This window comes from Methanobrevibacter sp. (genome assembly GCF_017539065.1).
Classification (GTDB): Archaea; Methanobacteriota; Methanobacteria; order Methanobacteriales; family Methanobacteriaceae; genus Methanocatella.
Window position 1 is genome coordinate 1 of record NZ_JAFYHP010000020.1, and the last position, 13852, is coordinate 13852.

13 protein-coding genes and 2 rRNA genes are annotated in these 13852 nt (G+C 35.4%); 7 read left to right on the forward strand and 8 right to left on the reverse strand.

Features of this window, described 5'->3' with window-relative positions:
* The 4 genes from IKS50_RS05580 to cgi121 all read left to right on the forward strand — a co-directional run.
* Positions 1 to 105 (forward strand): 23S ribosomal RNA (locus tag IKS50_RS05580); the annotation flags it as partial.
* Positions 106 to 241: 136 nt separating this feature from the next.
* A 5S ribosomal RNA gene (gene rrf, locus IKS50_RS05585) occupies positions 242 to 359 on the forward strand.
* An 82-nt stretch (positions 360 to 441) separates the two neighbouring features.
* Positions 442 to 1911 carry a (R)-citramalate synthase gene (locus tag IKS50_RS05590; RefSeq protein ID WP_292846689.1) on the forward strand — a complete coding sequence of 490 codons (1470 nt, stop codon included), beginning with the start codon at positions 442 to 444 and terminating at the stop codon, positions 1909 to 1911.
* Position 1912: 1 nt separating this feature from the next.
* Positions 1913 to 2404: a KEOPS complex subunit Cgi121 gene (cgi121, locus tag IKS50_RS05595; protein ID WP_292846692.1), complete on the forward strand. Its 492-nt coding sequence runs from the start codon at positions 1913 to 1915 to the stop codon at positions 2402 to 2404.
* Here cgi121 and IKS50_RS05600 read toward each other — a convergent pair.
* The 6 genes from IKS50_RS05600 to IKS50_RS05625 form a co-directional block, all read right to left on the reverse strand.
* Positions 2388 to 3335 carry a DegT/DnrJ/EryC1/StrS family aminotransferase gene (locus tag IKS50_RS05600; RefSeq protein ID WP_292846695.1) on the reverse strand — a complete coding sequence of 316 codons (948 nt, stop codon included), beginning with the start codon at positions 3333 to 3335 and terminating at the stop codon, positions 2388 to 2390. The two genes, cgi121 and IKS50_RS05600, sit on opposite strands and share 17 nt — an antisense overlap.
* On the reverse strand, positions 3328 to 4509 hold the full coding sequence (locus IKS50_RS05605) for a hypothetical protein (RefSeq protein WP_292846698.1): 1182 nt from the start codon (positions 4507 to 4509) through the stop codon (positions 3328 to 3330). Before IKS50_RS05605 ends, IKS50_RS05600 begins: the two co-directional genes overlap by 8 nt.
* A 47-nt stretch (positions 4510 to 4556) precedes the next feature.
* Positions 4557 to 5483: a glutamine-hydrolyzing GMP synthase gene (guaA, locus tag IKS50_RS05610; RefSeq protein WP_292846701.1), complete on the reverse strand. Its 927-nt coding sequence runs from the start codon at positions 5481 to 5483 to the stop codon at positions 4557 to 4559.
* 1 nt (position 5484) lies between these two features.
* Positions 5485 to 5742 carry a hypothetical protein gene (locus IKS50_RS05615; RefSeq protein ID WP_292846704.1) on the reverse strand — a complete coding sequence of 86 codons (258 nt, stop codon included), beginning with the start codon at positions 5740 to 5742 and terminating at the stop codon, positions 5485 to 5487.
* Between the two features lie 9 nt (positions 5743 to 5751).
* On the reverse strand, positions 5752 to 6309 hold the full coding sequence (locus IKS50_RS05620) for a GMP synthase subunit A (RefSeq protein ID WP_292846708.1): 558 nt from the start codon (positions 6307 to 6309) through the stop codon (positions 5752 to 5754).
* An 80-nt stretch (positions 6310 to 6389) separates the two neighbouring features.
* Positions 6390 to 6866 (reverse strand): hypothetical protein, encoded by a 477-nt coding sequence (locus IKS50_RS05625; protein WP_292846711.1) that lies wholly within the window; start codon positions 6864 to 6866, stop codon positions 6390 to 6392.
* A gap of 46 nt (positions 6867 to 6912) precedes the next feature.
* Here IKS50_RS05625 and IKS50_RS05630 point away from each other — a divergent pair, with 46 nt between their 5' ends.
* Entirely contained in the window at positions 6913 to 7056 is a 144-nt protein-coding gene (locus IKS50_RS05630; RefSeq protein WP_292846714.1) for a hypothetical protein, read from the forward strand.
* On the opposite strand, the gene IKS50_RS05635 is transcribed toward IKS50_RS05630, so the two are convergent.
* Together IKS50_RS05635 and IKS50_RS05640 are read right to left on the reverse strand one after the other, a co-directional pair.
* The gene (locus tag IKS50_RS05635; RefSeq protein WP_366664928.1) at positions 7050 to 7985 is read right to left on the reverse strand and encodes an FAD-dependent oxidoreductase; all 936 of its coding nucleotides are present in this window, start codon (positions 7983 to 7985) and stop codon (positions 7050 to 7052) included. The two genes, IKS50_RS05630 and IKS50_RS05635, sit on opposite strands and share 7 nt — an antisense overlap.
* Positions 7986 to 8080: 95 nt before the next feature.
* A complete protein-coding gene (locus IKS50_RS05640; RefSeq protein ID WP_292846717.1) occupies positions 8081 to 8311 on the reverse strand; it encodes a hypothetical protein in 231 nt (76 codons plus the stop codon).
* A 299-nt stretch (positions 8312 to 8610) separates the two neighbouring features.
* Here IKS50_RS05640 and IKS50_RS05645 point away from each other — a divergent pair, with 299 nt between their 5' ends.
* Together IKS50_RS05645 and IKS50_RS05650 are read left to right on the forward strand one after the other, a co-directional pair.
* Positions 8611 to 11415: a hypothetical protein gene (locus tag IKS50_RS05645; RefSeq protein WP_292846720.1), complete on the forward strand. Its 2805-nt coding sequence runs from the start codon at positions 8611 to 8613 to the stop codon at positions 11413 to 11415.
* A 137-nt stretch (positions 11416 to 11552) separates the two neighbouring features.
* On the forward strand, positions 11553 to 13852 hold a 2300-nt coding region (locus IKS50_RS05650; RefSeq protein WP_366664927.1), incomplete at its 3' end, for a right-handed parallel beta-helix repeat-containing protein.

Sequence of the window (13852 nt, forward strand, 5' to 3'; positions counted from 1 at the left end):
GGACGCGAGTAGAAGACTTGTTTGATGGGGTAGGGATGTAAGCTTCGAGGTTTTTTTTCCGAGTTGTTGAGTCCGCTGCTTCCAATTGTTCGCTTGCATTATTTTAATTGTTAGTAAACTTATGTATTGACTTATTTCAAGTGATACATAATTTGATAACAATTTGGTTAGGTGTTAACAGTAAGGGTGAAAGTTGCACTTTATTATAATTTATTTTTCATACTCATGTGTAATAGATAAGTATTGCGGTCATAGCATGGGGGTTATACCTGGTCTCGTTTCGATCCCAGTAGTGAAGTCCTTTTGTGTTTTGTTTGTGTACTATGGTTTTCTATGGGAATTTCATTTCGCTGCAAGCTTTTCTATTACAATTATTATACTTTTTTTGACAGTTTTTTTTTGATAGCTTAATACCCGTATTGAATTTTTTCAGTGATTTTTATGAATATTAAAGTATTAGATACAACATTGCGAGATGGAGAACAAACTCCAGGTGTTTCATTAACTCCTTTAGAAAAATTAAGAATAGCAACAAAGCTTGATGAAATTGGTGTTGATTTTATTGAAGCAGGTTCAGCAATTACTTCTGAAGGTGAAAGAGAATCTATTAAAGAGATTACTAAACAAGGATTTAATGCGGAAATTTTAAGTTTTTCAAGACCATTAACTATTGATATTGATTATTGTATTGACTGTGATGTTGATGCAGTCAATCTTGTAGTCCCAACTTCCGATTTGCATATTTCAGACAAACTGAATACCACACGTGACAAGCTTATAGACTTATCCAATGATGCAATCGATTACTGCAAAGACCATGGATTGATCGTCGAATTATCAGCCGAGGATGCTTCCAGAAGTGATTTTGATTTTTTAAAAAGTGTTTTTACAAATGCAATTGACCATGATGTCGATAGGCTTTGTGTTTGTGATACAGTGGGAATATTAACTCCTGATTCTTCATTTGAATTGTATTCCCGGTTAAATGATCTGCCTTGTCCAATTTCTTGTCATTGCCATAATGATTTTGGACTTGCGGTTGCAAATACGTTATCTGCAATAAAAGCTGGGGCTAGTGTAATTCATACTACTATTAACGGTATTGGAGAAAGAGCTGGAAACACTTCTTTTGAAGAGTGTATCGTTAGTATTGACAGATTGCTTCCTGAATTTTCAACCAACATTAAAATCAGTGAAATTTATGACATTTCTAAGTTAGTTGCAAGAACTACTGGGGTATATATCCAACCTAATAAGGCAATCGTTGGTGAAAATGCTTTTGCTCATGAATCAGGAATTCATTCTGATGGCATCATTAAAAATTCTGCTACTTATGAACCTATCACTCCAGAACTTGTTGGGCGTAAACGTAAGTTTATTTTAGGTAAACATATGGGGACTCATGGACTTGATTCAAGATTGAAGGAATTGGGATTAAATGTCAATAAAGATCAGTTAAATCAAATTTGCAATGATATAAAAGATTTGGCCGATAAAGGAAAGACAGTCACTGATGTTGATTTGCAAGCAATTGCGGACAATGTCCTGCAAATTAATCATGAAGATAGAATTAAACTTGATGAAGTGACAATTGTTTCAGGAAATAAGGTAATGCCAACGGCATCTGTTAAAATTACAATTGATAATGAGGAAATTCTAAATGCAGGTGTTGGAGTGGGTCCTGTTGACGCAGCAATCAACGCATTAAAATCTTTAGACATATTTAAAGACATTGATTTAATTGAATATCACGTAGATGCAATTACCGGAGGTACCGATGCTTTCATTGATGTAATTATTAAATTACAGCAAGCAGATAAGGTTGTTTCAGCTCGGGGTACTGAACCGGATATTATTAATGCCAGTGTAAAAGCATATATTGCAGGCGTAAATAGGTTATTAAGGGATTAACATGCACATGAATAATATTCAAATTTTGGGCTTTCGAGCAACCATTGATTCTGTTGGAGATACGCTTGACAAGATCAACTCTATTAAAGATGAAGGGGAAATTATCCAACTTCTAAATGCCGATTCAATCGTTTCAAAAAATCATATAATCCATGGTGTTAATCAGGCATGCCTTGCATTTGAGCGTGGTGAAAATTTAGCTAAAGACCTCAGTGTCGAAATTGCTTTAAGATGTTCTGCTCAACGCCAAATTTCAAAAGCCTTTAAAATTTTAGGTTTAAAAGAGGGTGACATGAATTTATGCGCAATTTTAATAAACTCAAAAGATTACTCCCAGGAGTTAACCTCTATTTTCACAAGGGATGATGATGTTTTTGTTCCGGATAATGATAAACTGGTTGAAATATATGGAATTAATGACCTTGAACTTCAAAACATGTCCATCGAAGAGATAATCATTGATAGGATCACAAAACTTACAGTCGACATGTAACCTCATCAATTATTTTATCCAAATGTTCCTTTTCAAGACACGCATAATCCAAATTTTTTATTTCTACACAAATTGCCTTTTGTTTCACTCGATTATAGTTTGGGCAAGTGGTGATAAATCCACTTTCATCTGTAATTAATGAATTTTTTAAATCCCAACATATTGACTTCGCATTTTCATTGGGAATAATTACATTGAGGCCCCGTTTACTTGCATGAAGTGCAGAGGGTATGTGTTTTTTTACATAGTTTGTTGCATTTAATGATACTTCAAGGTTATTCTTAACTTGATTGAGTTCGTTATCTATACCACTGCATACTATTTGTGATGTTTTACTCAATTTTTGAGGAAGGGTAGTTTTTTTGAAAACTTCTTCATCATCAGTTGAGATAAATCCTCCACTTCCAACATTAATTATTTTAGGTGAACCGGTTGATGCGAGAATGATATCTGAATTTTTTCCTAAATTGTTTTGCTTATCTCCAATTCCTGCTGATGCATCTTCAATTGTTAGAATATTGTTGTCTTTACAATATTTGCAAATTGATTTAACATCTTGCTCGGCACTATAACCTGCAAAACTTGTAAATATCAGTGCTGATGATTCGGGGATTTCCAAATCATCCAAATAGTCTACATTGATTAATCCTAAATCTGTTTTCAAGGTAATCATGTTTTTATTTAAGAATCGGGCAATTTGTTTAAAGCCATGCCATCCGCCTTGATCTGGAATTATGATGTCTCCTTCAACAGCTGAAAGTGCAATAAAAATACTATTGTTCCCGCTTGAAGTTATTTTAACATGTTCTTTGGCGGTCAAATCTTTAATTTTGCTGATACAACTTTCTTCATAATCTTTTTCGGAGTTGCCTTTTGCAACTTCAGACATTATTTTTAAGGTTTCATTTGAAGGGGTCTTAAATTTAAACATTATTCTCACTTTTAAAGTACATATCTAGGGTGGTTTGTTTTGTGTGAAGCATTTCATTTAATAAGGTTCCATTCTTTACATATCTGTTAATAGGCAATTGGAGTTTGGTTCCGGCATATTTCAAACAATCTTGTAAAGTTTCAAATTCAAGATAAGGTTTCATCATCGCTTCTTTGATATTTTCTCTCACATTAAAAACGCCTAATGGGATATAATCTCCATATGCTTCTCTTAAAATCAGCACTCCGGATTGTTTTTTAATATTTGAAAGGTAATCAAGTACTACCATTTTTGCTGTGTAATAGCATCCTCCCACTCTGGAATACTCTTTTTTACCGGAATTTGTTTCATAATCTGAAAACAATAATTCTTCATTATGTATTAATTTAATAAATGCTTCATACCATTCGTATTGCCATTCAGTCGGAGTTAAAATAATCACGTAATAATTATTGAGTGCTCCAAATTCGAATACCCTGTAGGTATCAAGAATGTCAAATTTTCTAACTTCTTTTAAGAATTCGTCGGCCAGTGTTGAATCACAGGCAGTAATTGACCATCGTGTTGGAACAAGCCGTCTTCTGTTTTTTGTTCCAATTGCACCAACAGAAAATGCTTTTTGCATCGCAGTAAATGGAACGTCTTTATTATGCAGATTCAAAACGGCTTCTGTTGCTTTTAAATCAGTATCATAAAATGTTTTTTCAAGTTGCCTATCCCATTTAACCGCATCAATGTCAAATTTCTCAATAACGGCGCTTGGACCATGAGGAGTGCTGTCTTCTGTTAATGTATACCCAGTAGGGCGCCTACCAAATGTAGCTTCACTATCAATTGATTTAGATGCCAGCGAAATATCCTGAAGTTTCTCAACAAAAGGATTCTCCAAATCATCAATTTTTATTAATTGTTTGCCTCTCACTAATCCCATCCTATATTTAATAATATCCTCTTGGGTTTTGTTTTGACCAATCCAGTCTTCAGGGGAGTCCATAATATGAGTATCTCCCATTTGAGAACTCATCATCGGCCCTGCATAAACTTTAGGATAAGACCATCTTCCAATAAAAACTGATGGTGGGGTTGTTCCTTCAAGATTCTTTCCAATATTAACGGATTTCATCTGGATTTGTTCTGTTAATTTGGCTAAATATGCATTTTTTGTGGTTTTCATAATATTCTAAAAAAAGTAAAAGAAAATACTATTAATTAAAATAGTATTTAACAGAATTCGATGGTTGCAGGTGGTTTATCACTAATTGATAAAGCGACATGTGTAACTTCGGAAATTTCGGAAGTAATTCTTTTTGAGATAGTTTGAACAACATCCCAAGGAAGTTCAGCAACAGATGCAGTCATTGCATCAATTGAATTGACTACTCTAACTATAACAAGATATCCGAAGTCTCTTTGATCTCCTTTAACTCCTGTAACTTTAGTATCAGTTAGAACAGCGAAATATTGCCATACATCTTTGTCGATTCCTGCAGCTTCAATTTCATCACAAACGATTTTATTTGCTTTTCTGCAAACTTCAACGTTTTCTCTTGTAAGCGCTCCAACAACACGTACTCCAAGACCTGGTCCTGGGAAGGGTTGTCTGTAAACGGTAGTCGCCGGCAAGCCTAATTCATCACCAATTTCTCTTACTTCGTCTTTGTATAAGTCACGAATTGGTTCACATAATTCTAAAACCATTCCGCTTGGAAGAGCTAAGTTGTGGTGAGATTTAATTTCACCTTTGGTTTCAATCCAATCAGGAGCAATAGTTCCTTGAACTAAGTATTTTGCGTCGTATTTAATTGCTTCTCTTTCAAATACTTCAATGAATACTTTTCCGATAATTTTTCTTTTTTCTTCAGGGTCATCAACACCTGCCAGTGCGTCCATAAATTCATCAGAAGCATCAACAAATTTGAAATTTAACCTGTCTTTAAAAGTATTGGTCACCTGTTCAACTTCTCCTTCTCTTAAAAGACCATGATCAACAAAAATTGCAGTTAAATTATCGCCAATAGCTTGCTGAACAAGAACAGAACATACAGAACTGTCTACTCCTCCGGATAATGCGATAATTGCTTTTTCATCTCCAATTTGTTCTTTAACTTTTTGAACTGCATCTTCAATAAATTCTTTTGGACTTAACATTTTATTCCTCGTCATCTTCTTCGTAGTCTTCGATGATTTGTTTGATCATAGCTTCCAAACCATTGTCGTTACCTGATTCAATTGCTTCGAAGATTTCATCAAATTTGACAAATTTTTCTAATTTGACGGATTTGGCGCCAATACCGGAAATTCTAAATCCGTATTCTTCGTCACCAATTGGAATGTTGACGTATTGTCTTTTTAATCCATTTTTGTATTCGTTTGCTTTATCTCTTAAATCGTCAGCATTATCGATCATTTTACTCACCTATTTTTGACATATTTCATAAAAGTTCTTAAATATTATTTCCCCTTTTGGAGTGTGATGCACTTCTGGGTGGAATTGAATTCCATATACGTCCTTGTCTTTATGTTTGAATGATTCGACATCACATAAAGTGGAACTGGCTAGGATTTCAAAGTCATCAGGGATGGTTTTCACTTCATCCTTATGTGAAGACCAAACGTCCATTTCAGGAGCTAAACCTTTAAATAATCCTTTATCTTCATTTATATTAATTTTCACTTGAGCATAACTTTCAGTGTCAGATGTGCTGACTTGCCCTCCATAAACCTTAGCAATTAATTGATGTCCAAGGCAGATTCCCAAAATCGGAATGTCAAAGTGTTTGATGTATTCCTCACTTAAACCTGCACCTTCAAGGGAAGGTCCTCCACCTAAAATCAGACCAATAGGATTTTTCGCTTCGATTTCTTCAATACTCATCTCATTTGAAACGAGTTCAGAGGGAATTTGAAGGTATTGAAGGCTTCTAGCGATTCTGTGGTTGTATTGTCCTTTGTTATTAATTACTATGATTGTCATATTATACTCCATGAAAATATAATAATATTATTTCTAGCTTTTTTATTTATTATAGTTTATTGTATATACATATATTATAGTTATATTATTTTTATTGATTCGGCGATGTTGGTTATGAGTTCCACATCCCCTCCTTCAATGATGATGACGTGATTGTCATCATGGTATATGCAGGCAACGTCGGTATCTCCATCGGATGTTTGAATAATCCGTGTCAAGTTTTTGCTTATGGTGCTTGTATTGTCATTGTCTGCAGTGAGATTGGCCATCAGTCCCTTTGCATAGTCAAAATGTTCTCCAGTGTTATTATAATATGTGTCTTCAATGTATCCCTTGTCAAATGAGGTTATTGTCAGATCTTCATTGGTGCATCGGTACTTTTCCTTAATAGTTTTATCTTCGGGGGTCATGGTATAAAATGAACTGCCGAATGGAACCTCAACGGTGAATTCTTCAAATTCAGCGGTTTCAGTAATTGAATTCAAATAAAGGCCGATTCCGACCAGTATTAACAGGCTTATAATTAGGATTATTACATTTCTTTTTAATTTTTTCATATGATTCACTTAACTTTATATATTACATTTTATAAATTATTGTTACATGGAAATTCAAGATTTAATATTTATTATAATCGCCATATTTGCAGCGGTATTATTGCTTAAAATATTCATGTGGTTATTGCCTGTTATTGTAGTGTTAGTGATAGCATTCTTTATTTATATGTACTTGAAAGAACGCTACTGATTTTGTAAATCTTCAAAGGCGGAAGTTGCTGCAACGGCACCTTCTCCACAAGCCACAACCCACTGTTTTAAGCCAATACAAACATCACCAACTGCATAAACATATTCCACATTTGTTTTTTGATGTTTATCTATGATTATGTGTCCTGACTCATCCAGGTTTACGTTCAGCTGTTCTGCAAGTTCGGTGTGGGGAATATATCCGACACTGATAAAGACTCCGTTAACCGGAATTTCGCTCAGTTCTCCAGTCTGTGTATCTTTTAAAATAACTGATTCCACTAACATTTCACCTTTGATCTCTTCAACGGTTGCATTGAGGATTGTTGGGATTTCAGCCTGTTTGATTTGATTTTGCAGGTGTTTTTGTGCTTTGAATTCCTCTCTTCTGTGAACTACAGTGACATTCGCTCCAAGGTTTTTTAGATATAGCGCTTCCTGAAGGGCGCTGTTTCCACCGCCCACTATGATGATGTCTCGTCCGGCAAAGAAGAATCCGTCACAGGTTGCGCAGTAGCTCACTCCTTTTCCTTTAAAGTCTTCTTCACCTTTTGCGTTGAGTGGCCTGTGTGAACTTCCGGTTGCCAAAATAATGCTTTTTGATTTATAACTGTCTTTTGTTGTTTTGACGGTAAAACGGTATTCCTCATCTGTTTTTATGATTTCGGTCACTTCTTCCATTTCATGAAGTTCACAGTTTTTTATTGCCTGTGCTTTGATTTTTTCAATCAGTTCAAGGCCTGAAATACTTTCAAAACCAGGATAATTTTCCATTGCAGGCACTTCGCGGCCGATTCCTCCTGCAAGGTCCCGGTCTATGATTAGATTTTTTGTTCCTTGGCGACCTGCATAGATGCCTGCTGTTAAACCGCCTGGTCCGGCTCCAATGATGATAATGTCATAGCTTTCCATTTTTTTAACCTCAAATATATTTTTGGTTGTTATAGTTAAATAAGTATTCAATGTTTTTTACAGCAATACTTAAAAAAGAGTAATAAGTGTTTAACTAATTAAACACTCTAAATTTATTCGCCGTTGACGGCTTTGACTTCTTTGTAGGTTGCATACAGTCCATAAATCCATGCGATGAAAGCAACCATCCCCAATATTGGATGCACCAGATAATATAATATGTTGAATATTATTCCAATGGCAACCAATATTGCTCCTTTTGCAATGTCTCCAACATAGATAAGGCCCAGTCCTGAAAGCAAGACTGAAAGAACCATTGCGATTATCATATTTTTTTCAGCCATTATTTTCACCTCTTTTTAGTTATAAGCAGTTACTGATAGTTTGTAGGCATGATTATAAATATTTTCTTGAAAATGCGCATGATTCTGGCATCAATCAATTAGGAATATTTGATGAATTTGTTAAAAATGATGATGTAAATGAAAAACCTTGTAATAATTTAAAAAAGTTAAAACCAGTTATTCATCTCTTTTTTTAAATTTTTGCAAAAATATTCAGTGTTTCCAGTTGATTCAAAAATAATATATACCTATCTAGATAAAATATATATCAGTTTATATTAACCGGGGAGGAATATTGGATGAAGTTCAAAAAGAGTTTACTGATAATTTGTCTGGTCATTTGTCTGTTTGTGATGGCAAGCGTAAGTGCAAGCGATGTAGACAATACGGCCATTTCAGAGGATAATGGGAATGGTGAAGGAAATTTAATAGACCAAAAAATAAATACGACTGTCACCTCACAAGACGTTGAAATAAGTAAAGATGACCCTATAGAAATACCCGTAGCCGTTAAGGATAATGAAAGCCAAAACATAGACATTGAAGCGAGAAATATCACAGTCGCTGAAAATAATAAATCACTTAATTTCAATTATAACAATTCAATTATAAACATCACTGATAAATTATCCGTTGGCAACCATAGTTTAATTATAAATTATTTGGGAAATGATTTATACAAAAATTCAAATACAAGCATAATTTTATCGATATTTGGAGATATGATAATAGATGCTCCTTCCACTGTTATATTTGATGGAGAGTTTGTAGAAATTCCACTTGTTGTTTCAGATGGCGTTAGGGATTATATAGTTGATGCATCTAAATTAACTTTAAATTTAACACATGTTGATGAAAACGGCAATACGGATTCCAGACTAATTGATGCATTCAATATTGAAAACAATACAGTTAGGTTCTTATTGGATGACCTCAAATTCGTTTCTGCAAATGTGAATGTTAGTTATGCTGACGGACCGGTTTCATCTAAAATAGTTGCATTAAAATTTGCCACTGATATCACAGCTGAAAATGCCATATTCTGTTATGATGAAACTGTATGCATCCCTATTACTGTAGCTAATAATGGTGTGATATTAAATATCGCAGCAAATGACTTAAAAGTGCTTGAAAATGGCAATGATATTCAATTTAGTTTTGATAATTCGGTTATAACAATAACTGAAAAATTGGAATTTGGAAATCACACGCTTGTTATAAAATATCTTGGTAATGATACCTTTGCTAATGCAACCGCAAAAGAAACACTGATAATCACTGATGGAACAACATTCTGGGACTTGAACAAAACAATAAACGGCAATCCAGATGATACTATTACTTTAGATAAGAGTTATACTTTTAATTCAACTGTTGATTCTGCTTTTACAGACGGTATTGTGGTAGATAGACCAGTTACAATCAATGGTAATGGTGTAGTAATAGATGCAAAAGGAAATGCTAAAATCTTCACAGTCGAAAGCGAAAAAGTCACATTCAAAAATATCACATTCAAAAACGCCAAATCCTCCAGCAATTTTGGAGGGGCCATATATTTCAAGGAGGGAGGTTCCCTTTTCGACTGCACCTTCTTGAACAACACCGCCAAGTTTGGCGGAGCTGTCTATTTCTGGGGGGGAAACAGCATTGTCCACCGCTGCACATTCATCAACAACACAGCCGTTGACTCATTTTCCGCCATCCAACTGTCATTTGGAAACGGAAGCGTTATCAGCTGCCTTTTCATGGATAATATTGCAGGCGATGGAGTGGTCGGAACGGATAGCGACTCACACGGCCAGATTGAAATCACAGACAACATCTTTTTAAACAACATATTCATAATTGATGCAATCACTTTCGCTTACAATGAGGACCTGACAACCGATTACAACTGGTTTGGAAATACTGCTGAAGATTATGATAGTGGGGTTCCATCTTCAACTTCCAATGTCTGGCTATTCCTAAATGCCACAGCCGATCCTGTTTGCATTCCAGTTTCAGGTTCATCCAGCATAGTCTTTAAGTTATACGCTTACAACAAAACCAATATTTCAGCATTCTCATATGATAACTCCCTTTTAAAACCTGTCAATTTGACAATTGCTGCAATAAACGGCACTCTTGATAAGGAAGTTGCCCTATTGGGGGAATCCATAAAATTCACTGCAACCAATACAGGAATCGGCAGGGTAACTGCAGCATTGGGTGTTGCTGGCCAGTCAATTGAACTGGACATCATCAAGGCAAATTCAACATTAACAATCGGCGACATAACGTTTGATTATAATGCTAATGGTTCAACTACAGTGGTTTCCACTAATGCCTTGGGGGTTGTTGCCGAAGTTATTAATCACCCAAATGCTATTGTCACTGTTGAAAATGATACAATCACCGTTTCAGGTTTGAATGTAGGCACTTATATATTGAGGGTTACAACAATCACAGATTCAAATCATAATAATGTAACTAAAAATGCCACAATAACCGTCAATAAACTTAAAACACAACTTACAGCAAAAGAGGTCAAAACAACCTATAAAGTCAATAAAAACTTGGTGATTACTTTAAATGACAGTCAAGGCAAGCCCTTGAGTGGTGTTAAAGTATCTGTTAACTTGAAAGGCACCAAAACATACACTACCGACAAGAACGGTCAAATTAAAATTAATGTGGCTAAATTGGTTCCTAAAACCTATACTGCAAAAGTTACATTTGAAGGAAACTCCAATTACGCCAAGTCATCTGCTGATGTCAAAGTGACTGTCAAAAAGGCCAAACCAAAAATAATTGCCAAAAAGAAAACCTACAAAGCAAAAGCAAAAACCAAAAAGTTCAAAATAACACTAAAGGACAACAAGGGAAAACCAATCAAAAAGGCAAAAGTAAGACTCATTGTCAAAAAAATAAAGAAAAACGCCAAAAAGAAAACAGCAAAATCCAAAAAGAACAAGAAGAAAAACATAGCAAAAACAAACAAAAAAGGAAAAGCAACCTTTAAAGTACAAAGAAACAAAAAAGGCAAATACCTGGCAACTGTTAAGTTCTATGGAAACAAATACTACGCCAAAGCAATTAAAAAAGTTAAAATCAAAATGAAGTAACTTGGCTTCGAGCCAGTTACTCAATCTCTTTTTTTATATTCTATAAAATATTCACTCTTTTTACCTATTATCAAAACTAATATATACAGATTCAAATATAGTATATACAGTTAATATTAACTGGGGATGAATACTAAATGAAATTCAAAAAGAGTTTACCAATCATTTGTCTAATCATTTTCCTCTTTGCGATAGCAAGCGTAAGTGCAAGCGAGGTAAATGATACAGCGATGGCTAGTGAAGATATAGGAGAAATGGAATTATCCGTAAGCAGCGATATGGAAACTGATAACCTGAAGACAAGTCCTGAGGACACTCCGCTGACACAAACGGATAATGAGGAGATAATAGGCACAGAAGATGATGGGACATTTGAGGCATTATTCAATAAAATCAACAACACAGCCGAAGGTTCCACAGTAAAACTGGAAAACGATTACAGGTATGAAGGAATAGGATATGCCGATGGAATAGTCATTTCCAAATCCAACATTATTATTGATGGACAAGGACATATGATCGATGCCCAAAATCAAGCAAGAATTTTCCTGGTTCAGGCAGAAAATGTGACAGTTAAAAACATAACATTTACAAATGCCCACACCGCAGGCAACGGTAGTGCCATTTACTGGAATAGCAGTAGTGGATGCCGTGTTTCCGATTGTAATTTTGTGAATAATTCTGCTGATGGTGATTGTGGTGCCATATACTTGTTTTATAGTGATCATGCCAATATTTCCGGTTGTAGTTTCGTGAATAATTCCGCAGGTGTTGATGGAGGAGCCATCGCCTGTGAAGGTAGTGTGTGGAGTAGTGTTTCTGGTTGTACTTTTGTGCATAATTCCGCTGGCGATGAAGGAGGTGCTATCGCCTGGTGGGGTGATAATGGAAGTTTTTCCGACTGTAGTTTTGAGAATAATTCTGCTGACAGTAATGGTGGTGCCATCTTCTTGATTTATAGTGATTATGGAAGCGTTTCTGGCTGTAGTTTTGTGAATAATTCAGCTGATATTGATGGCGGTGCCATCTCATGGTTAGGTGATAATGGCAATTTTTCCGGATGTAGTTTTACACATAACTTCGCCGGTGCTGATGGTGGTGCCATTGCCTATGAAGATGGTGTGGAAGGCACTGTTTCTGGTTGTAGTTTTGCGAATAATTTAGCTGGCGATGATGGTGCGGCTATCGCATGGGGAGGCAGTTACGGCAGTGTTTTTGATTGTGATTTTGTGAATAATTCTGCTGACAGTAATGGTGGTGCCATCTACTGGGTTTACAGTGAAGAAAGTGGTGTTTCTGGATGTAGTTTTGAGAATAATTCCGCTGGTGAGAATGGTGGAGCTATTATGTGTTATCATTGTAAATGCACTGCCGACACCTGTATTTTCAAAACAAGTTCAGATACAACATACAATACAGATATCCTTTCACCTACACTAAACGTTAATGATTTCACATCAACATATAATTCAGGTGAAAAGTTAACATTCGAATTAAAAACAAGCATCGGCGAAACAGTCAGCGATGCCAACATCACAATAGAAGTTTATAAAAACAATACTTTATTCGGCACATATCACTGTTTAAGTGGTGATGGATGGGTTGTTGATTTGCCGGTGGGTTCATACAATGCTGTTTATAAGACAGAATTTGAAGGATGCGCTCCGGTAAACAGAACAATAACAATAACAGTAGTAACAACTAATATCATTTGCCAACCTATCACCACGGTTTACAATAGTGAAGATTATCTTGTTGCCACTTTAAAAGACGGCAACGGAAATGCGGTAAGGGGTGTTAACCTAACTGTTAGTTTGAATGGTGTTGAAAACTACACAACTGACTTGAACGGTACAATTAAGATACCTATTAGAGGTTTATCCGCAAACAATTACACAGCCCAAATAACATTCACAGGTACAGACAATTACATTGGATCAAACGCCAATGTAAACGTAACAATTAATAAAGCCACTCCAAATATTGAGGTATTTGCTAGTGATGTAACTTACCCTAATGATATTGTGGTTAACGTTAAATCCGATGTCAACGGTTCTTTTGTTTTGAAAATCGGCGATAAGGAAATTCCAGTTAATCTTGTGGCTGGTGAAACTAAAGATATTACTGTTTCTAATCTCGCTGCTAATGAGACAGGTTATGGCATTAATGTGACTTATGAGGGTAATGAGAATTATACTGCCACTTACAATGATACTGTTAGTGTTAAAGTGTCTAAGGCAGTTCCTATTATTAATGTGTCTAGCTCTGATGTTACTTATCCTGATAAGGTTGTTGTTAATGTTGTTGCTAGTGTTAGTGGGGATTATGTTGTAAGTGTTGGTGGTAAGTCTGTTCCTGTTAGTCTTGTTGCTGGCGAGCTTAAGTCTGTTGAGTTTGAGTTGGCCGCTAGTGATGTTGCTTATGGTATTAATGTGAC